Raw genomic sequence first — 20,976 nt, 5'->3', positions numbered from 1 at the left:
CCCGCCGCGGCCCCCGTTCACCCTCCGAGGGCGATGGACTCTTCCCCCTACCGGCTCACGCTGAAGGGACCGGGACTAACCCCGGGTGAGAAGCCTTCGGAGGTAGGCAATGGACGTCTCGTTCGGCGAAGTCGTGCTGTCGACCCTGTGGTTCATGCTCGTGTTCGCCTGGATCTGGCTGATGGTCAGCATCATCACCGATCTCTTCCGGGATCCGACCGTGTCCGGCTGGGGCAAGGCCGCCTGGACCGTATTCCTGATCGTGCTGCCGTGGATCGGCGCACTGACCTACCTGATCGCCCGGGGTCGGTCGATGAACGACCGGGCCATGCAGCGCGCGCAGCAGCACGAGGCCCAGTTCCGGCAGTACGTGCGTGAGGCCGCTGCCGAGACTCCCGCGACACCACGGGTCGCCTCCAGCGCCGACGAGCTCGCGAAGCTCGCCGACCTGCGGCAGCGCGGCGTGCTGACCGACCGCGAGTACGAGCGGGCCAAGGCGTCGCTGCTCGGCTCCAACGGCGCCGCCACACGCCAGACGGTCTGACCTCATCCAGTTTCCAACGCGCTGCGGACTTCCTGGAGTTCGCGGCGCGCCCGCGTGTCCAGGACCGGGTACTGCGGGTCGATCCCGTCCAGCGCGTTGACGATGACCGCCGCGGCGGCGATGCGGGAGAACCACTTGTGGTCGGCCGGGATCACGTGCCACGGCGCGTGCTCGGTGCTGGTGTGCGTCAGCATGTCGGCGTAGGCCTGCTGGTACTGGCGCCAGTGCCCGCGCTCGCGGAGGTCGGCGGCGGAGAACTTCCAGTTCTTCTCCGGGCGGTCGATGCGGGCGAGCAGCCGCTTGCGCTGCTCCTCTTTGGACACGTTGAGGAACAGCTTCACGATCCTGAATCCGCTGTCGGTGATGTGCCGCTCGAAGTCGTTGATGGCCTGGAACCGGCGCCGCCACACCGCGCCCGTGCGGGCCTGCGACGGCAGCCGCTGGCGGTCGAGCAGCTCGGGATGCACCCGCACCACGAGGACCTCTTCGTAGTGCGACCGGTTGAAGATGGCGATCTCGCCGCGGGCCGGGAGGCGGGTGGCGTACCGCCACAGGAAGTCGTGGTCGAGCTCCTCCGCCGACGGCACCTTGAAGCTGTGCACCCGCACGCCCTGCGGATTGACGCCGCTCATCACGTGCCGGATCGTGCCGTCCTTGCCGGCCGCGTCGAGCGCCTGCAGCACCACGAGCAGCCCGTTGGTGTGCTGCGCGGCGAGCCGCGACTGGAAGTCGGCGAGCATGGCGACGCCGCGCTGCAACAGTTCGGTCCCGGCCGCCTTGTCGATGAGGTCGCCGGTGTACCCGGGGTCGAAGTCACTCGGCAGGCGCACCTTCGAGCCGGGACGGACCCGCAGCGGGGCGATGAGTTCGGCGATGCGGTCGTGCGGCATGGTGCTCACCTCTCGTTCAGAGCGCCGTTCGTACCCATGGCCGAGCCCGCCAACCGCCCGGCGACGCCGATCGCCCGCGCGCCTCACCCGGGAAGTGGCATAGAGTCGTCTTCGTGCAACGGGGACTCGCACCGCTCGCGCTCGCCGTCCTGCTGGCCGCCGCGGGCTGCGCGGCATCGGGCACCGCCGGCTCGGCGGGCCAGGTCACCCCGTCGGCGCCGAGCCGGTTCGTCGCCGCCTGCGCGGCCGCGGTCTCCCCCTCTGCTGCCGCCGCCCCGTCCGCCTCGGCCACCTCGGATCCCGGGGACCAGTTTCAGCTCAACGTCGACGCGGGCGGCGGCATCGCCGACGGCGGATGCCTCCCGGCACCCGACTGAGTGACGCGTGGGTGTCGGCTACCCGCCTGTGACGGGCGCCGCCCCAGTCGGGTGCCTACGCTCCGCGCCATGAGAACTGCCCGGCGTCACACCACCGCTGCCCTGCCCCTGCCGGCCGCGGTCGCCGGCGTGCTGCTGCTCGCCGCCGCGCTGCTCACCGGCTGCGGCTCCGGCGGTTCGCCGGCCGCGAGCCCCACCACCGGCACGGCCGCACCCGCGACCACCGAGGACACCGCGTCCTCCGGCGCCGAGGACCCGCCCGCGTCGCTGCCGCCGGGCGCCCAGCCGGGCCTCGACGACTACGACGGCGACGGCCAGAAGGACCCGACCTGCGCGACCCAGGACTTCGGCGCCGGCCTCGTCCTGCGCATCCCGTGCCAGATCGGCAACGCCCACGACCCGGAGAACGACACCCGTCTCGTGAAGGACTCCCTGTACCGCCTACCCGGCCCCGACGTCGACCTCACCGGCGTCTCCGGCTCGATCCTGGAGGCCCGCACCCCCGAAGGCGTCCACGTCTACATCGTCACCTTCAACAGCGACGCCCTCTTCGCCACCGGCAGCGCCGACGTCGGCAGCACCGACACCCTCGACAACACCATCAAGGTCATCAACAAGCTCTACCCGAACGGCACGATCCAGGTCCGCGGCCACACCGACGCCACCGGCTCAGCCTCCGCCAACCAGACCCTCTCCCAGCGCCGCGCCGAGACGGTCCGCGCGTACCTCACCGGCCACGGCGTCTCGGCCAGCTCGGTCACGGCGGTCGGCCTCGGCAGCACCCAGCCCCTCGTCGAGGAGAAGAACACCGACGGCTCCGCGAGCACCGCCGGCCGCGCCTTCAACCGCCGCGTCGAGCTCGTCATCCGCCTGCCGAAGTGATGCGCGGCCGCCGCCGGTGGTCCCGGCGGCGGCCGCGTTCCCGGTCAGAACTGCGAGTTGCCCTGCAGCGCCAGCTCCTCGCCCAGCATGGCGAGCAGACCCTGCGAGAAGGCGCTGTCCACGTCCGGCGTGACAAGGGTGACGAGGAACAGCCCGGCGGTGACCAGGGTGGCCCGGTACGGGTCGAACCGGTACCCACCCCCGCGGCCGTACGGGTCGCCGTGCAGCTCGACCGGTACGGCCGGCACCGACGCCGGCTCGTACACCACCTGGAAGGGCCCCTCGGCACCGTCCATCAGCGAGTAACCCTCGTCGTCCCAGCGGTCGAGCATGTCCTTGTCCCGGGCCACCAGCAGGTAGCCCGCCCGGAACGGCATCACCTCGCGGGGCACGGGCCACGGCACGAACGCGTCCTCCCGGTGCCCCTCCACCGCGACCAGCATTCCGGGCCACCGGCCGTGCAGCCGCTGCAGCATCGCCCAGACGCCCATCTCGACGCGCCCGCCCACCACGAACACCGAGTCGTGCCCAGTGACCATTACCCGCCCCAACCAGACGTCGGCCCGATGTAGTTCACCTTGTCGCGAGCGATGGTAAGCCCGCCACGGGCCTCGAACACGTAACCACGGGTGACCGGAGTGAACGCGTTCGCCGGAGCCCTGAACTCGATGACATATTGCGACTTGGCATTGGTGAGTCCGAGGCGTTTGAAGCCGTTCGTGAACTTGGCGACGTCAGCGGGGCTCTTCTGGGTGAAGAACGGCCCAGGACCGTTCTTGGACGCACCCGGCTTGATCTGGTAGGGATTTCCGGCCCTGATCCCGTTGTACCCCTTGAGGTCCGTGTAGTGGTACCAGGTCTGCTCCCCGGCCCGGGCGGCGGCTCCGGCCTCAGCGGCGACGCCCCGTCCCACCGCGCCAATGGCCGGGACCGCACCGAGGACATCCAGACCGAGGCCGAGAACATAGTCACCCCAGGCCAGGGCACCGTCGTTGTACGCCTTGTTGGTGACGAAGTCGTACGTGCGGTTGGCGACGGAGATGCCGGCACTGATGAGCGACGCCGCGATGCATCCGACGCCGGTCAAACAAGCGGCGCCGACCGCGACGAACTGCGCTCCGGCGATCAGAGCGCCCTTGTTGTCCTTGGCCCACTTCTTCGGGTCCTTCCACATGCAGGACGAGAAGAAGTCGCAGCTGGGCGGGGGCGGGGGCGGGAGGGTGATGCAGGCGCTGTTGGGGCGGTCCGAGATCGGCAGCGACTCCGGCGTGGACGTGAACCCGACAACCCATTCCGGATGTGGTGCCAGGGCGACCGCGACCTGTGAGACCAGGACGTAGAACAGCATCGCCCAGGACGGGCCGCCCCACGACTTGCCGTCGTCGTTCAGGCACTGCCCGTTGGCCCGGCACAGCATCTGCACGGCGTAGGTGTTGGTGACCCGGAAGCCGCGGCCGTACCAGGTGCGCTTCGTGTACCTGACGGTCTTGTACCAGGCCTGCGGGCCGACCTGGTCGGTGGCGAGGCCACTCGGATCCGACAGCGTGGTCGGGTTGTTGTCGGCGTAGGCGTAGCCGTTGAACGACTGCGGGCTGCCGCTGTCGAAGATCGGGTCGACGGCGATGAACCGGCCCATCGTCTCGTCGTACGGGCGGGCACCCACCTGGACGAGGCCGGTCGGGTCGTTGGTGCCGCCGACGAAACCCTTGTCGGTCGGCCAGAGCGGGCTGGTGCCCCGGACGCCGCCGAACGGGGTGCTGCGGCGCTGCGTCTTGGCCAGCGTCGCGGCGTTGAACGACAGCGTGTTGGTGCCGTGGTAGTCCGAGATCGTCCAACACAGGCCACTGCCGCTGGTACGGACGGCGCCGCCGCCGTAGTAGCGGGTGGTGGAGATCTGGTTCGTCGGCGAGACGTGGACCTGCTGGGCGCCGAGGTACAGCGTCGCCCCGGTCGAGTCGTGGGCGATGAGACGCTCGCCGCCGACGTCGTAGACGTAGCTCGCCGTGCCCGAGGTGTCCGTGACGGAGCTCAGGTGGCCCTCGGCATCCCAGGTCAGGGTCTGGTCCGGCTTGCCGGAGATCTTGCGTGACGTGGTGTTGCCGGCTGCGTCGTAGCCGTAGGTGTTGGTCTTGTTGCCGCCGGCACCGGTCATCGCGATCTGCGTGACGCCGTGCGGCTGCGACGCGGTCGCGGCCGGGTAGGTGGACGTCGCCGTCGTGTCGCCGGCCGAGGTGCGGGTCTTCTGGGTCAGCCGGTTGCCGACGGCGTCGTACGTCCACGCCTGCCAGTAGGGCGCCGGCCCGCCGAGGTTCGCGGCGGTGACCGTGTTCGGGTCGGTCGTGCAGTTGCCGTTCGCCGGCGTCCAGGCGTTGGTGAGCCGCTGGAAGTGGTCGTACTTGAAGCACTGGTTGTCGTCCGGCCCGGCGCCGTACTGGTTGGTGAGGTCCTTCGCCGACGTGACGTTGTCGACGTCGTCGTACTCGAAGTACACGTCCTGGAACACGTCGCCGGTGTCGTTGTCGTAGACGCCGTGCTCCGCAAGGCGGCCGGTGCCGGTCTCGTAGCTGTAGATCTGTGCGAGGTTCTTGCTGCCCCCGTCGTTGTTCAGGGTGCCGCTGACCCGGCCGAACTGGTCGTACGTCGTCGCAGTGAGGTAGGTGTTCAGGCCGGACAGCGTCGTCGGCATGCCCAGGCTGTTGTAGCCGTAGGTGATGGTCTCGGCGGGTTGCGAACCGGCACCGGTGCCACCGATGCGGGGCAACGTGGTGGTGGCCAGGCTGCCGTTGGCGTTGTAGGTGTTCGTCGTGGTGTAGGTGCCCGCCAGCAGGTTCTCGGTGGCCGGGATGGTGACGCTCGCACCGAGCGGCCGGTAGGCGCTGTCGTAGCCGGTGATCGCCGAGGTGTAGGCGGCACCGCCGGCGCCGCCGACGTACCGGGTGCTGCTGGTGAGCTGCCCCTTGAGCAGGGTGTCGAAGACGGAGTGCGCCAGCAGCGTGCCGGTCGCGGCGGTGCCCTGGTACCGGTCGGTGACGCGGCCGATCGAGTCGTAGACGTTGGTCAGGGTGATGCCACGGGAGTCCGTGACGGTCAGCATCTGGCCGGCGTCGTCGTAGGTGTACGACGTCGTCCCCCGGTCCGGGTCGACGGTCTCGGTGTTGCGGCCCCGGATGTCGTACGTGAAGCTCCAGACCGAACCAGCCGGGTCGGTGATGCTCAGCGGGTCGCCGCGCTTGCTGTAGGCGTAGGACGTCGTGCTGGAGGCGCCGGTCGGCGTGTTGCCGTGGTAGTTGCGCACCTGGGTGACCTGGCCGAGCGCGTTCATGTACACGGAGCTGGCGGTGCCACCGGACGGCACGGTCTTGTCGGTGCGGTCACCGCCGAAGAAGGTGCTCGTGGTCCTTGTGGTGACCCCGTTGATCTGCTCAGCGACCGCCGACGCACGACCGGCGTTGTCGTAGGTGATCAGCGACCTGGACGGCGTCGGGCCGGAGGGGACGAACAGGGTGCCCCACGACACGCCGGCAGTGAAGTAGTCGCTGTTGGTCTGCACCGCCAGGCCGCGGGTGTCGTAGATGGTGTCGCTCAGGACCGCCCCGCCGCCGACCGCGGGCGACTGCGACTGCCTGGGCCGCATCAGGGCGTCGAAGATCTCGTACGTGGTGATGTAGCCGTTGCCGGCGGTGTTCAGCGTGGAGGTCGCCGTCGAGGTCGGCGCGCCGCCGCCGGCGACGACATAGCCGTACGTAACGCTCGCGGTCTGCGAGGTCTTGTCCCGGCCGGGGTACCAGACCGCGGTCGTGCGGCCGAGGCCGTCGTACGTGATGTCGGTCCGGCGGCCGTTCGGGTCGACCGTCGCGGTCGTCTTGGCGTAGGAGCGGTTCGAGTAGGTCGTCGAGGTCCAGCCGAGGTGCGTCGTGGTCGTCACGCTCGTCGGGATCGACCCGCTCGCGGGGCTGTAGGCGGTCGTCGTCGCGTTGCCGAAGACGTCCCGGCCGAGAGTGCCCCGGCCGTAGGCGTCGTAGTCGGCCTCCATCCTCGTGACGAACTGGGGCGTGCCGCCGACGACGTCCTTGACGTGCTCGACCTTGGTGGGCTCGCCCTTCGTCACGGTCGAGTCGAAGCTGGTGGCGTGGTCGTACCAGGTGCGGACGTCGGAGATGAGATCCGTCGCCAGGTTCGGGTTCGCGACGGAGCATGACACGGCGAGCTTCTTGGTCTCGGCCACGGCCACCCGGATCTTGCCGTTGGGGTCGGTGGCGTAGGTCATGAGCTCACAGCGGTCATCGGTGGTGACCGCGGTGTCGTTGGTGGTGTCGACCTTGACGATCCGGCCGATGGGGTTCGTCAGCCCCGTCTCGGTGTCGAACGTGTTGGTGACCGTTGAGGTCAGCCAGCCACGGCCGCCGTCGAGTGCCAGCTTCGTCGTCGTCGACCGGGTACCGGCGATGTAGGCGTTGATGGTGACGCCGTTGCGGGTCCGGGTCGTGGTCGGGCCCGACTCCCACGGCTCGACGAGGGTCTTGGAGACCACGGGGGCGCTGTCGCCGACGCCGTTGTAGACGATCGTTTCGCGGACCTGGCCGTTGCGCCAGTTCTCGTCGTTGATGGCGGTGCCGCCGAACGTCGCGTCCGCCGGGATCGTCACGGTGCGGGTGCCGGAGGATGCCTTGTCACCGTGCATGCCGCGGAAGAAGACCGTGTCGACCTGCCGGCGGTTGGAGCTCGCCGCACCGGTGAGCGTCCGGACCTTCGAGTAGCCGCGCCACTGGCCCCAGGTGCGCTTGTTCGTCGGGATGAGCTCGGAGTTGTCGTAGTGCCAGGCCGGCAGGTCCTGGTAGGTGTACGTCGTCTCCATCGCCGGGGCGAGCCCCGTCGGGTCGCTGACCGTCACGCCGGTCACCACGTACTTGTGGAACCAGTCGAACACCGGGGTGCTCGTGCCGTACGGCGTCCAGTACACCGGATAGCAGCGCTTCGTGTTGGTGGCGGCGACCGGCAGCGCACTGGCGGTGCACTCCGGTTGGGAGTACGTGACCGCCACGACCGCGCCGCTCTCGCTGGTGACCGACGAGATGCGGTACCGGATGATCGGGTTCTTCGTCGGTGAGGTGTCGACCCGGTTCTGCAGTTGCACCGCGGTGAACGTGACGTCCGGCATTGTGGTGTTGGCGCCGCCGTCGAGTCCGACGTGGCTGATGCCGTTGAGCCACAACGTCTTCTCGTGCCCGTCGCCCGGGTCCTTGAACACGTGGTTGAGCGTCCAGCGCTCGACGTCGGTGTACGTGGTGCCGGTGCCGGTCCAGACCTGGGTCGTGATCGTCTTGAGCTTCTTCTGTGTGAAGAACGCGCCCGAGTACACGTCGGGACACGACGTCGTGGAGTCGCACTGCTGGTCCCACGGCACGTCCGGCCAGTTCGACGGCGTGGTCTGCACGCAGGTGGCGCCCTGGGTGACGCACCGGTCCTCGGTGCCGAACACGACCTTCGCCGGGGCGACGCCCGCGGAGTAGCTGCTGTCGACGCCGTCGTCCTTGCGGGTGCCGTACTCGATGTGCTCGATGTGCCCGGCACGCACGTAGGTGGACACGGCGCTGTTGGTGACGTTGCGGGCGTAGTGGTTCAGCTCCTGCTGGTACCACATCGACATGGTGTTGTTGTGCGGGTCGACGACGTAGTCGAGGTTCCACGCATACGCCTGGTCGCACCACGCGTTGGCGAACGTCGCGTTGTAGCACGGCTCGCCGGAGTTGTTGCCGAACACCGGGATCGTGTAGACGGACTTGGTCTCCGGCTTGCCGCTGGTCCAGCCGTGCAGCCGGTTCAGTCCGAAGTAGTACTCCCAGCCGTCGACGGTGGTGACGACCCAGTACTCGCCGTTGTTGTCGCCGTTCGTCGCGCCGGTGAACCGCTGGACCCTGGTGCCGTCGTCGCGCTCCAGCTTCCACATGTCGGGGTTGGTACTTACCTGGATCAGCTCACCGGAGTGCCCGGGCAGCGACAGGACGGCGTTGTCGGTGCTCCAGCACTGGTCGCCGATACCGGTCTTGCCGTCGTCGTTACACGCGACATAGCTGCGGTTGATCGAACCGGTGCCGAGGTCGAAACCGTCGCCCGCCCAGGTCGCCTGGTTGTCGGTCGCGGCGGTCTTGCCGTCGAGGGACTGCGAGGAGTACGACAGCCCGACCGACGGTGAGGGACCGCCCAATGACGGCGGGGTCTGGATCGGGTACGACCAGCTGAAGTCACCCGACTGCCCGCCGGCGCTCCATGACGACGTCGTCTCCAGCGGACCGGAGGCGTAGTCACCGCCGCCGCTGGACGACTGCGGCGACGAGGCCAGGGCCACCAACGCCGCCGCCGGCGCACTGGACGCGCTGCGGGTGGTGACACCCGCCGTGGACACACCGGTCAGCGCGACGGTGGCCGTCAGGGTTCCGTTCGCGACGTCATTCGTCCCGCCGAGATCCGTCGCCGTGCAGCCTGGTGCGTTGGGGGTCGTCAGCGCGCACTCCGGCAGACTCACCAACCGGAGCCGGTCGCTCCATCCACCGCCGTACGCATTGCGGAAGTCCTTGTAGCTCAACGACACCCGCAGCGAAGTGGCGGCGGCCGGGTCGGTGTCGGTCCGGGTGATCCGGGTCAGCACCGACCTTCTCGCGTTCGCGCCGGCCGCGTGGTCCAGCACCTGCACGCGCACCGAATCCGGACCCGCGTCACTGGCCCGCAGCGTGCTCTTGCCGCTGCCGGCCGTCGCCCGGCCGACCTGGACCGGCGAGCCCGGCACCACGACGCTCGCCCGCACCTCCGCGTCGACCAACGCCGACGGCGCCGCGCCCGGCAGCACCACGTCGGCGACAGAGGCAGCGGGCCACCGAACCTGCGGCGCTGACCGCATGTTCTGCGCTGCGGTGGCGTCGGTCGGCATCGCGGCCGGCTTGACGTAGCTACCCGGGACGGAGGCGACCGCCTTCGGTTTGGCGATCTTCTTCGGTGGGGCGGTGAAGCCCGGCGTCTGGACGCCGATGGTCGCGGCGAGCGCCAGCGGGAGCGCCAGCGTCAGGGTCCGCCGCCAATTGGGCATGGTGGTGCGCATCAGTTCAGCTCCTCCGTGCCGGTGGTGGCGGTCAGGCGACGGGCCGCAGCAGCCACTGCTGCGCCAGGTGGGTGTTGCAGGTCCACTGCGAGATGGGCGTGTTCGGTGCGGCGAGCGCCTCGTCGAGGTCGAAGCACTTGCCCGACAGCGGGGTGGTCAGCCTGACGACCGCGGCCGACGGCGCACCGGCGAGGTACTCGATGGTCCAGTACTGGGCCAGCATGTACCCGGAGGTGGCGACACCGTGGCAGTCGTACGCCTGGATCGGGGTGCCGTCGGCAGTGTCGGCGTCCACGACGTCGACGCAGATGTCGGAGGACGCCACTGAGTGCAGTGACACGTACTGCCCGCCGCGGCGTTCGACGGTGAAGTACTGCGGCCCGGTGGCCGCGCACGGCTGCCCGCGCAGCATCCCGTCGTTGCCCCGCTCGGCGCAGGTCTGCGAGCCGACGTTGACCAGCTGGTACTTCGTCTGGCCGGTGCCGACCTTGGTGTCCAGCACGACGGAGGCGGCGCCGACGGGCCCGATCCCGCCGTTGTTGGCCTCGACCGGTGCCGGCAGGGCCGTGCCGGTCGACGTGGAGATCCACACCTGCGCCTGGTAGGGGCCGCAGCACGAGTACAGCAGGCCGAGGTCGGTCTTGCCGTCGCCGCTGTAGTCACCGGTGTAGCCGGTGACGGCGTTCCAGTCGAACGCGTTGTCGTCGGACTCCCACTGGGTGATCGGGGTCGCCAGGCCGGTGCCGTTGGTCTTGGCGGTGAACGTCGCGACCACGATCGTGCCGTCGAACGTGTGCATCGGCGCGTAGATGGCGGCGATGTCGGTCTTGCCGTCGCCGGTGAAGTCGCCGGCGACGAACTTGCTGTCGCTCCAGTGCCAGGAATTCGGCCCGGAGTCCCACTGCAGGACCGCCCCGGTGAAGGTGTTGTTGGTCTGCGCCCAGTGCACCCACAGCTTCGTCTGGGCGGTGCCGTAGTCGTAGAACTCCGCGATGTCGGTGCGCCCGTCACCGTTGAAGTCCCCGGAGACCAGCTTGACGTGCGTCGGGTCCGAGGCGCCCGCGGCGTACTGGAACCATGCCACCGGCGTCGCGAAGCTCACCGCACCCGGCGTCGACGTCGACAGCAGGACGTTGATGCTCCAGTTACCGTCGCCCAGGTCGTAGCCGACGGCGAGGTCGGCCTTGCCGTCGGCGTTGAAGTCGCCGCCGACCGGCTTCATCTTGGCGATCGTCCACCCGGACATCGTCAGCGACACCGGCTGGGTCAGCAGCCGGTTGGCGTCGGAGCGCTGCACCGCGACGGTCACGTCCGAGCCGGACTGTGCGAACACCGCCGTGTCGGACAGGCCGTCGGCGTCGAAGTCCCCCGGCACCGTCAGGCTCTGCCCGTTGGTGAAGACACCCGCGTTGCCCTGCGGCGCGAGCGGCGCGTTCAGCCCCGAACCGGTCGAGGTCGAGTCCCACCGCCACAACGCGCTCTTGCCACCGCCGACGTCGGACAACGCGGTCAGGTCGGCGCGCCCGTCACCGGTCGCGTCACCGGCAACCGCCGGTGTCACCGTGCCCGGGTTGGCCCGGAACCGCGCCGACGTGTTCGTGCCCGCCGTGCCGTCGGCCTTCACCGCCGTCACCACGATGCTGTTGTAGAACACCGCCTGCAACGGCACCACCGCGGCCGTCACAGTGCTACCCAGATTCGCCGGCAACCAGATCGTCGGCACCGCGTCCATGTCCGCGGCGACGCCGTAGCGGTACCCGACGATCGACCCGGCATCCGCGGCGTTCGGCGTGAACGTCACCGTCGTGCTGCGCCCCACCACCGCGGTCGCCGCCGCGCCGGGCACAATGCCACCGCCGACACGCAACGCGAGGTCGGCGCTGGCGATACCGGGCGGGCTCGGCGCGGTGTTGTCCACCACCACGTAACACCACGGACTCCAGCCACCCACCATGCTGCTGTCGGTGTCGACCCCACGCACCCGCCACGACACCGCCGCGCCGTTGGTGAACGCGGCCGCCGGAACAGTCGCCTGATGGTTGGACCCGGACGTCAACCCGGCCGTCTCAGCCGCCGGCACGTACTGCGCCGCGACACCGGACACCGCCCACTCCGCCTTGACCAGGTCACCCTCGGCGGCATCGTCGTCGTTGAGGATCGCGTTGAGCTTCAACCCGTTCGTGGTGTTCACCCGCGTCGGCGCGCTCGCCGACACACCGCAGCTGGTCAGCGCGTTGTCACCGACCTTCAGATCCGCCAGGGCGGGCACGGACGGCGCGTGGTCGTACTGGATGTGCAGCACCGCCGTGCTCTGATCGAACCGCTTCCACTGCAGGTTCGAACCCTCACTGACCGCCCGCAACCCCAGGCTCAGATCCGTCCAGCCCTGACCGATGGCGTACTGCACCATCGACGTCGTGTCGAAGCTGACCGTGCCCGAGTTCAGGCAGCCGGCCGGGGCACCGGCCGCATGGTTGCCCGGCGCGGTCGCGGTGTGCCCGCTGTCCCACGCCGGCTGGTTGTTCCACGTCGTGTTGCTGTCGAACCCGCCGACGATCCACAGCTTCGCGTCCGACGCCGTGTTGCACGTCCACGACCACTTCTGCAGGATCTCGAAGTTCGAGCTCTGCACCGTCGCGCCGGCCGCGGCGTACGTCTCCATCCGGAACAACGACCGCACGCTGTACGTCGCGCTGTTGCACGTGTTCCCGGAGTAGAGGTCACAGGTCAGGCCCGAACCCGCGTCACCGAACGTGGCGCTGTTGGCCATGAACGTCTTCTGCCAGAACTTCGACCCGGCCAGGTCCGACCGCGACGCCACCACGGCCCACGCGTTGCTCGCCTTGTTCCCGGTGAACGTCGGGTCGATGTACACCGGATACCGCGTCGCGGGATCGGTCAGGAAACCCTTGTCAGGAACGATCTTCAGCGTGCTGCCGGTCAGGGTCTCACCCATCGCCCGGACCCGCGGCGCCGCACGACCAGCGGACTGCGACTGCGCCGACCGGATCTCGGTCCGCTCGTTCACCACCGCGTCGGCGGTGTCCCACATCGTCGCCCGCGGCGAGGAGAACACCACAGCGCCGCGCTCGTCCTTCGCGTGCACGCCGCCGTCCGCGTCCGTGCCCAGCGTCACCCCGGTCGTCTGCAACCCGAACGACAACTGCGCCAGCGCCGGGTTCGCCGCAGCCTGCGCCGAACGCACCACCAGCACCTCGGAGAACCCCTCCGCCAACGCCGTCAGCCGCAGATCCACGCCCGGCAGCACCTCGGCATACGTCGCGGTCGCACCGGACAACACCGGCTTCGGCAACGCCCTGCCCGGCCACGTCATCGCCAGCTTCCGGCCACCGTCGGTCAGCGTCGCCAGAGGCCCCGACCCGCCGGGCGAGAACGTCACCGGCAGCAGCGTCGCCGCGGCCGCCAGAGTGCCGCCCTCGAACCGCAGCGTCGTGTCAAGGTCCGTCCAGGAGCCGTCGGCCCGGCGCACCCAGCGCGGGCTCACATGATGCTCGACGGTCGCAGTGCCGTTCTTCCCGATGACGGTCCGGGACGTCGGGGTCCGCCGGTCGATCGCCTCGACCGCACCACCACACGCCTTCGCCGACGCCAGCGCCGCCGCGACATCGTTACGCGACGCCACACACGGCACCTGCGCACCAGCGGAACCGACGCCGACAACCTGCAGCACCGACGTCAGCAGACCGGCCACAATCGCCGAAGAAACGATTCTGCGCACACTAAAAGACGACCTGCCGGTCACATCGATCCCCCGTCATCGCTGAAAGACCTCGGCAACCTACGGCAGCGCGACACACCCGCGCAACGGGCTTCGAAACGGCCGACACGGAACGTCATGCCCGCCCGCCGGCCCAAAAACACCACTGACCATGCACAATTACGTACGGCAATGGGCGCGATGATTGAAATCTTCACAAAAATTGACTGACGGTGATTCAGTCAATCCGGACACGCCGCCCGCCCGACACGGCAGCAACGCCCGAATTGCCAGTTCTACCAGCGCCGAACCTCGTCCGTCGGCGGTGATTGAAGTCACTGCGTCGGCGGCCTCGCGTGCGATTGTCCGGCCGCGATTCAGATCGCACGGAATTGATCCCCAAAGGACCTCGGTGTCCAATTTCAGGGACACCGCATCCGCTTCCCATGTGCCACCATGGCGCTCGCCCGCATCGGGGACGAACAATCACGGAGGAATACACGTGCGCCGGTTGACAAGTAGGGCCGCGGCGACCGCGGTGGCGGCGGCCTCGTGCGCGGCGGTGCTGCACGCCCCGCCCGTGCACGCCGACCCGCCGTCCGAGCGGATCATGCAGATCATCGCCCACGAGGACGACGACCTGTACTTCATGAACCCGGACGTCGACGAGGCGATCGCTCAGCACTCGCCGACCGTCACGGTCTACATGACCGCCGGGGAGGGCAGCGGCGGAGTGCCGGGCAACAGCGCGCAGGAACGGGCCCGCCGCCGGCAGCAGGGCGCCCAGAACGCATACGCCACCATGGCGGGCGTCGCGGACAACAACGACACCACGCAGGCCGAGTGGTCGGGGGCGGCCTGGTCCGTCGGCGGCAAGACCGTCGAGCGGTACACGCTGACCGCGCGGCCGGAGATCGAGCTGATCTTCATGGACCTCAGCGACGGCAACCTCGCCAACCTGTACGCGGGCACCCCGCACAACACGATCGTGCCGGCCAGGCAGACGCTGGTCACCGCCTCGCAGTCGTACACGAAGGCCGACGCGGCCGCCGTCCTCAACGCGATCATGGACGTCTACAAGCCGACCGTCCTGCGCGCTCAGGACGCGGAGCCGGACCGGCGGACCGCGGACGGGTACACCGCCGACCACACCGACCACGTCGCCGCCGCCAGCTTCGCCCGGGACGCCGCGACCGCGTACAACGGCCCGCTGTACGAGGTGAACTACCGGGACTACAACATCGCCGCCGTCCCGATCAACCTCGACAGCGCCGCGCAGACCCGTAAACGCGCCGTCCTGACGAAGTACGCCGCCAACGGCTACGACGCCGAGGTCCTGAGCGGCCTCGGGACCAGCGGCAACGCCAACGACAACTGGTCACGTCGCACCTACTACCGCTGGTCGCGCGGCACCCAGTGGGCCGGCCGCAACGCCGACGGGCGGGCCCAGGCCTTCGTCGTGCGCAGCGGCCAGGTCGTCACCTACGCGCAGACGGCGGCCGGCGGGTGGACCGGCCCGACCGCGCTGCCGCTGTCCACCGGCCGGCTGGCGCCCGGCATCGCCGTCGGCACCAACCTCGACGGCCGGCTGGAGCTCTTCGCGCACCGCCTGTCCGACCACCACATCGTCGCCCTGCGCCAGAGCACGGTCAACGGCGGGTTCACCGGCGCCTGGGAAGACCTCGGCAGCCCGAACTCCGGCTGGGCCACCTTCGACAACGTCGGCACCCCGGCCGTGGCCCGCCGCCAGGACGGCCGGCTCCAGGTCTTCGTCAAGAACGGCGGCGGCGGCCTCAGCCACACCTACCGCACCGCCACCGACACCTGGTCCGGGACCTGGTTCGACCAGGGCGGCAGCGACCTGCAGGACGGCCTGACCGCCGTCACCAACCCCGGTGGGGTCATCGAGGTCTTCGGCAGCACTCGCACCAAGGTCCTGCACTGGTACCAGAGCGCTCCGAACGGCGCATTCGTCGCCGACACCACCTTCCCGGCCGGGGTCCCCGCCAGCCCGCCCAGCGCCGCGATGAACCAGGCCGGCGCGATCGACCTCGTCTATCGCCAGCCGGGGACCGCGCACCTGATGGTGACGTGGCAGCTCGCCGCCGGCTCCGGGTGGGACACCAGCCCCGACGACATCGGCGGCCAGGGCGGCATCGGCGAGCCCTGCATGATCACCGCCCCGCCCGGCACCGATGCCCGCATCATGCTGTTCTCCCGCAACGCCACCACCGGCGTCAGCACCAACCGGCAGTACGCCGCGAACTACGGGTACGGCAGCTGGACGAACCTCAGTGGTGGAGTCCTCGACTACCCCGCGGCCGCGGTCGGCGTCGGCGACCGTGTTGTGCTCCTCACCATCGGCACCGACGGCGTCTACGTCAGCCAGCAGGCGACCGCCGGAGGCGACGAGCCCTTCGGCGCATGGACAGCGCTCGGCATGTAGTGCCGGGTGCGGCGCCGCGGCGGGGCGGGTGAGGGTTCGCCGCGGCGCCAGATCGTGCGGATGGACAGGGTGTGGGTGATGCCGGTGGTCGGGTCGCCGTCGATGAGGATCAGGTCGGCGCGGAGGCCGACGGCGATGCGGCCGCGGTCCGGCGGTCGCCACGCCAGAGCCCGGCGCACCCGCGGGGCCACCCGCCCCGGCGGCGCACGACGAGCCGGGCGGGCGGCGGCGGGGCACACTGGAGCGGTGGCGAAGGCTTCCGTGACGGTGTGGCGCCTGGCCCGTGCGACCGTCGCAGGGGTCGCGTCCGTGCTGCGGGCCGCAGCCGGGGTCGCCCGGCGGCATCCGCGGGGCGTAGCGGCCTGGTCGCTGGTGGTGACCGCGCCGGTGTGGGCGGTCGCGTCGGCGCCGTTGCTGCCGCTCCCGCCGGCGGACCCGCCCGTGCTGGCGGCGGTCGCGGCGATCCAGGCGGAGCGGCCGGTGGGGTACCCGGTCGGCGGGATCGACATCTCCAGCCACGACCACCGGCAGTTCGGCATCCACTGGCCGACCGAGGTCGCGGCCGGCAGCGAGTTCGTGTACATCAAGGCGACCGAGGGCAGCACGTACGTCAACCCGCACTTCGCGGCGGACTACACGGCGGCGCGGCGGGCCGGGCGGTACGTCGGCGCCTACGTGTACGCGCGGCCGGACCGGGGTGACCCCGTCGGGCAGGCCGAGCACTTCCTGCGGCACGCCCGGTTCACCCGCGACGCGCGGACGCTGGTGCCGTTCGTCGACCTGGAGTGGCCGTACGCAGGGGTGCGCACCGACGCCTGCTACGGGCTCACGCCGGTGCAGATGCGAGCCTGGATCCACGCGTTCGTCGACCGGATCGAGCGGGGCGTCGGCCGCAAGCCGATGATCTACACGAACACCAACTGGTGGAACCCGTGCACGGGCAACGACGCGTCGTTCGGCGACCATCCGCTGGACATCGCCGGATACACCGCGAAGCCGCCGAAGCTGCCGGCCGGCTGGACGACGTTCGCGCTGTGGCAGTACCGGCCCGGCGACCCGGACGAGCGGCACAGCCATGACCGTGACGTCGTCAACGGCGAGCCCTCGGCGCTGCGGGCGCTGGCGTGGCCTCCCCCACCGGGGGCCTGACCGCCGCCGGGTGGGTGAGCATCGCAACGACGGAGATGCCATCGACCGTGTGTGATTCTTAGGCTGCTGGGTGTGACAGAGGACACGACGGCGGTCGTCATCGGGGCCAGCATCGGCGGGCTGCTCACCGCGCGGGTGCTCCGCGAGCACTTCGGCCGGGTCGTGGTGCTCGACCGCGACACGCTCGGCGCGGCGCCGGCGCACCGCCGCTGCGTGCCGCAGGACCATCAGCTGCACGTGCTGCTGGCCCGCGGGCGCACCGCGCTGGAGGAGCTGTTTCCCGGGCTGTCCGCGCAGCTGCGCGACGCCGGGGCGCCGATGGTCGACCTGCACGGGCAGGTCCACTGGTACAACGACGGATACCTGATGCGGCGGGCGCCCTCGGACCTGGTCGCCGCCGGGGTCGGCCGGCCGCTGCTGGAGCACACCATCCGCGAGCGGGTCCTCGCGCTGCCCGGCGTGCGGCTGGTGGCGCGGACCGACGTGACCGGCCTGGTGCTGTCCGCCGACGGCACCGCCGTGACCGGGGTCCACCTGAGCACCGGCGGCACGCTGGCCGCGGACCTCGTCGTCGACGCCGGCGGCCGGGCGTCGCGCGGGCCGCTGTGGCTGTCGGCGGCCGGATTCCCTGTGCCCGCCGAGGAGCGGGTGCAGGTCGACGTCACGTACGTGACGCGGCGGTACGAGTACCGGCCCGAACACCTCGACGGGATGTCCGGGGTGCTGACCAACGCGGTGCCCGGCGCGCCGCGGTCCGGCATCGCCGCTACGCAGGAGGACGGGCTCGTCGCCGTCGCGCTCAACGGCATGCTCGGCGAGCGCCCGCCGACCGACGACGCCGGGATGGCCGCGTTCGCCGACAGCCTCGCCGCGCCGCACCTGGCGACGATCATCCGGTGCGCGGTGCCGGCCGGCGATCCGGTGACGATGCGCTATCCGGCCAGTGTCCGTCGCCGGTACGAGCGGCTGCGGCGCTTCCCGGACGGCTACCTCGTCGTCGCCGACGCGCTGTGCAGCTTCAACCCGATCTACGGCCAGGGCATGACGGTCGCGGCACTGGAGGCGCTCCTGCTGCGGCGCCTGCTCAACGACTCCGGCGGCCGCACTGTCGGGCTCGCGCGGCGGTTCTTCCGGCAGGCCGCCCGCATCGTCGACGGACCGTGGTCGATCGCGGTCGGCACCGACCTGCGCTTCGCCGAGGTGCCGGGGCGGCGGACGCTCAAGGTGCGGTTCGTCAACGCGTTCGTGCACCGGCTGCACCGGGCGGCGACCCGCGACGCGAACCTCGGTGCCGCGTTCCTGCGGGTGCTCAACCTCGTCGCGCCGCCGACGTCGCTGCTCACCCCCGGCACGATCCTGCGGGTGGTGTTCGGCGCCCGCGGCACGATCAGCCGGCCGCGCACTCCGGCGCCGGTCCCGGCGGAGCCCGCCGTCCGCGCCTGACCGGACTGTGCCGGACGGGTGCCCCGGTTCACGAGCCGCCCGGAGACCAGGTCGCCCTGGGCCGCCGCGACACGCCGGGCGGTCTTGCCGGCCGATGCTGCCGGAATCCCCGCGCGCCTGCCCGCACCGCCGGCCGCCCGGCGAGGGTCAGATCGCGTCCTCGCGGCGCCGGCCGCGGGCGGCTGGGGTCGGCGCAGCACGAGGGGTCGTGGCACACGGCGGCAGTCGCCGGGTCGTACGCCGCCGTCGTGGCCGGGCGGTGCTAGAACAGCAGACCCGCGGCGACGTCGACGGCGACGTGGGCCGCGGCGTCGTCGGCGATGCGGTGCCGTTGCTGGGCGTGCTCCCAGTCGATGACGGCGAACGCCGGGTCGACCGGGTCGACGCGCACGGGCAGCACGGCGCCGGGCCTGATGGTCCTGCGCAGCCGCTGCGGGACGACCTGCCGGACGACGGCGGTCGCGGTGCCGCCGGGGACCGGGACGGCGAGGGTGATGCGGGCGACCGGGTCGTCGTTCTCGGCGTTGGTCACGTTGTGGGCGGCGGTGACGGCGGCGAGGCAGCGCGTGCCGGTCCGCAGCACGCGCCGCTGCCGGGCGAAGCGCCGCGCCCCGATGACGAACAGCGGCACGCCGACGGCGAACAGCACGACGGTGACCCCGGCGACCGCCGCGGCCGCGATCAGGTCGTCGCTGGTGGGTGCGGCGGGCAGCGTGACGAAGAGGAGGGCGGAGACGCCCGCGGTGACGAAGGCGACGAGCGTCAGGATGCAGCCGGTGAGCCGCGCGAGGCCGGCGCCGGAGTTCAGGCTTGACATGCGGACCAGGATGCGGGCGGCGGCACGGGCCGGTCAGTCGTGGCAGGACCAGGCGCGCTGTGGTGTCCACACCACAACGACCAGGTCAGGGCCCTACTGCCGCAATGCCGACAGCGCCCGCGGCACGGTTCCGGGCGCGGGACGCCACCGAATCCATCTCGTGCAGGATTCTGGCGGCGTCGGACGGGGCGAGGAAGTGGCTGTCGACGTACACCGTCAGCTCCAGGACCTCGTCGGACCCGTCGACGTTGAGGAAGAAGCCGGACTGCGGGTCGTCGTGCGCGCTGACCCACGCGAACTCGCCGTCCGGGCCGGCCGGCGGCGTGACGGGCCGCAGCGAGCCGCCGAACCGGCGGTCGTTGAAGTTCACGTCCAGGTCCACCCCGGCGCCCCGGTCGGCGGCGACGGCGGCGATGCGGGCCTCGAGGTCGCGCCGGTCGTAGTACGCGTACTTGTACGCCGCCATCGCCGCGCCGCGGGCCCTGCGCACGACGGTCCCGAGGTCGCCGGTCGTGTCGAGGACGCAGAGGCCGTTCTGCGACACGGGGCTGACGCTGCCGTCGAGCTCGGCGCGGAAGCGGTTGCTCGCCATCAGCCGCAGCGGCAGCACGACCACGCCGGTCACCGCCGCGAACGCCGTCGCGAACACGGCCAGCAGCACGGCGGCCGTGTCGGTGCCGTGCTCCTCCGCCACGGCGAGCAGCGCCGCCGGGAGCGCCGTCGTGCGGTAGACGCCCTGGTGGTAGCGAGGGCTGCGCACGTCCCGCGACGGCGGCACGACGGGCACGGGGATCTCCCGCAGCCGCGTCTCCCAGTGCCGCAGGGCGGCCTGGTTGTGCCGGCGCGCCGCCGGGAGCGCCTGCTGCCGTGCCTGTTCGAGCGGCGCCGCGCCCCGCACCGGTAGCGGGGTGCGGACGGCGGTCTCGGCCATCATCACGACCGCGCCCGCACCGTCGAACACCAGGTGCGACATGACCAGGACCGCGTGGGTGCACCGGTCCCCGTCGACGACGGCCGCCATCCGCACCGGCCACCCGTGCTCGTAGTCGAAGGGCGTCGTCCGGAACCGCTGGGCGATGGATTCCGCGTCGCCCTCGACGACCTCCAGGTCGATCGTGCCGCTTTCGTGCACCACCTGCCGCGGCAATCCATCGGCGGTTGGAATGAAGCGGGTGCGCATCGACTGGTAGCGCCCCATGAGGTACGCGAGCTCACCGGCGACGTCCCCGACCGTCGCGCCGGGCGGCAGCGGCCGCGCCCCGCCCATCGCGAACGACCGCCCGAGCCGGCGCATCTTCAGCCACACGTCGAGCTGGCCCCACGACAGCTCCCCGCTCCCGGACCCTTCCCCGGCGAACGGCACCACCACCGCATCCATGGCGGTCACTCTAAGCGAGCCGGCGCCGCTTGTACGGCTGTCGCGTTTGCAGGTTGTGTGCAGTCCTGCGTCGCCCGTCGCCTGGCGCCCGGTGCGGGATGCGGGTGCGAGGCACGGGAGCGGGCGCGGGGACGCGGGCCCGCGTGCGGGGACGGCGCAGGGACGGGCGCGGGTGCGGAGACGGGCGCATGGACGGGCGCGGGTGGAGGGACGGGTGCGGGGACAGGTGCGGGCGCGGG

13 protein-coding genes are annotated in these 20,976 nt (G+C 70.9%); 6 read left to right on the top strand and 7 right to left on the bottom strand.

What is annotated here, in order from left to right; translation table 11 throughout:
• The first annotated feature begins 109 nt into the window (after window positions 1-109).
• Entirely contained in the window at window positions 110-544 is a 435-nt protein-coding gene (locus AB0J72_RS12870; RefSeq protein ID WP_363398117.1) for a PLDc N-terminal domain-containing protein, read from the top strand.
• A 2-nt stretch (window positions 545-546) separates the two neighbouring features.
• Here the strand turns inward: AB0J72_RS12870 and AB0J72_RS12865 are convergent, their stop codons facing one another.
• Window positions 547-1,434 (bottom strand): polyphosphate kinase 2 family protein, encoded by an 888-nt coding sequence (locus AB0J72_RS12865; protein ID WP_363398116.1) that lies wholly within the window; start codon window positions 1,432-1,434, stop codon window positions 547-549.
• 113 nt (window positions 1,435-1,547) lie between these two features.
• Here AB0J72_RS12865 and AB0J72_RS12860 point away from each other — a divergent pair, with 113 nt between their 5' ends.
• Window positions 1,548-1,811, top strand: a complete 264-nt coding sequence (locus AB0J72_RS12860; RefSeq protein WP_363398114.1) for a hypothetical protein — start codon at window positions 1,548-1,550, stop codon at window positions 1,809-1,811.
• Between the two features lie 69 nt (window positions 1,812-1,880).
• Complete coding sequence (locus AB0J72_RS12855; RefSeq protein WP_363398112.1) at window positions 1,881-2,693, top strand: OmpA family protein; 813 nt, start codon at window positions 1,881-1,883, stop codon at window positions 2,691-2,693.
• 44 nt (window positions 2,694-2,737) lie between these two features.
• Here the strand turns inward: AB0J72_RS12855 and AB0J72_RS12850 are convergent, their stop codons facing one another.
• Genes AB0J72_RS12850 through AB0J72_RS12840 form a run of 3 tightly spaced genes read right to left on the bottom strand, consistent with a single transcriptional unit; the run spans window position 2,738 to window position 13,429 of the window.
• Window positions 2,738-3,232 (bottom strand): hypothetical protein, encoded by a 495-nt coding sequence (locus tag AB0J72_RS12850; RefSeq protein ID WP_363398110.1) that lies wholly within the window; start codon window positions 3,230-3,232, stop codon window positions 2,738-2,740.
• Complete coding sequence (locus AB0J72_RS12845) at window positions 3,232-9,786, bottom strand: RHS repeat-associated core domain-containing protein (protein ID WP_363398108.1); 6,555 nt, start codon at window positions 9,784-9,786, stop codon at window positions 3,232-3,234. The genes AB0J72_RS12850 and AB0J72_RS12845 overlap by 1 nt, the downstream gene beginning before the upstream one ends.
• Window positions 9,787-9,817: 31 nt before the next feature.
• Window positions 9,818-13,429, bottom strand: coding sequence for an FG-GAP-like repeat-containing protein (locus AB0J72_RS12840; protein ID WP_363398106.1), 3,612 nt, complete (start codon window positions 13,427-13,429; stop codon window positions 9,818-9,820).
• Window positions 13,430-14,015: 586 nt separating this feature from the next.
• On the opposite strand from AB0J72_RS12840, the gene AB0J72_RS12835 reads away from it, so the two are divergent.
• Window positions 14,016-15,950, top strand: coding sequence for a PIG-L family deacetylase (locus tag AB0J72_RS12835; RefSeq protein WP_363398104.1), 1,935 nt, complete (start codon window positions 14,016-14,018; stop codon window positions 15,948-15,950).
• Here the strand turns inward: AB0J72_RS12835 and AB0J72_RS12830 are convergent.
• Window positions 15,881-16,129: a hypothetical protein gene (locus AB0J72_RS12830; RefSeq protein ID WP_363398102.1), complete on the bottom strand. Its 249-nt coding sequence runs from the start codon at window positions 16,127-16,129 to the stop codon at window positions 15,881-15,883. The genes AB0J72_RS12835 and AB0J72_RS12830 overlap by 70 nt on opposite strands.
• 67 nt (window positions 16,130-16,196) lie before the next feature.
• Between AB0J72_RS12830 and AB0J72_RS12825 the strand changes: the two genes are divergently transcribed.
• Both AB0J72_RS12825 and AB0J72_RS12820 read left to right on the top strand, forming a co-directional pair.
• Window positions 16,197-17,099, top strand: coding sequence for a GH25 family lysozyme (locus AB0J72_RS12825; RefSeq protein WP_363398100.1), 903 nt, complete (start codon window positions 16,197-16,199; stop codon window positions 17,097-17,099).
• 72 nt (window positions 17,100-17,171) lie between these two features.
• Window positions 17,172-18,542, top strand: coding sequence for a squalene monooxygenase (locus tag AB0J72_RS12820; RefSeq protein ID WP_363398098.1), 1,371 nt, complete (start codon window positions 17,172-17,174; stop codon window positions 18,540-18,542).
• A gap of 262 nt (window positions 18,543-18,804) precedes the next feature.
• On the opposite strand, the gene AB0J72_RS12815 is transcribed toward AB0J72_RS12820, so the two are convergent.
• A complete protein-coding gene (locus tag AB0J72_RS12815) occupies window positions 18,805-19,359 on the bottom strand; it encodes a hypothetical protein (RefSeq protein ID WP_363398096.1) in 555 nt (184 codons plus the stop codon).
• A gap of 85 nt (window positions 19,360-19,444) precedes the next feature.
• Window positions 19,445-20,737: a condensation domain-containing protein gene (locus AB0J72_RS12810; RefSeq protein WP_363398094.1), complete on the bottom strand. Its 1,293-nt coding sequence runs from the start codon at window positions 20,735-20,737 to the stop codon at window positions 19,445-19,447.
• Between the last annotated feature and the right edge of the window lie 239 nt (window positions 20,738-20,976).

The sequence above is a fragment of the Dactylosporangium sp. NPDC049742 genome (assembly GCF_040674675.1).
GTDB lineage: Bacteria > Actinomycetota > Actinomycetes > Mycobacteriales > Micromonosporaceae > Dactylosporangium > Dactylosporangium maewongense.
Note: the sequence above shows the minus strand (reverse complement) of the source record. Positions and strands in the feature narration are given on the sequence as shown.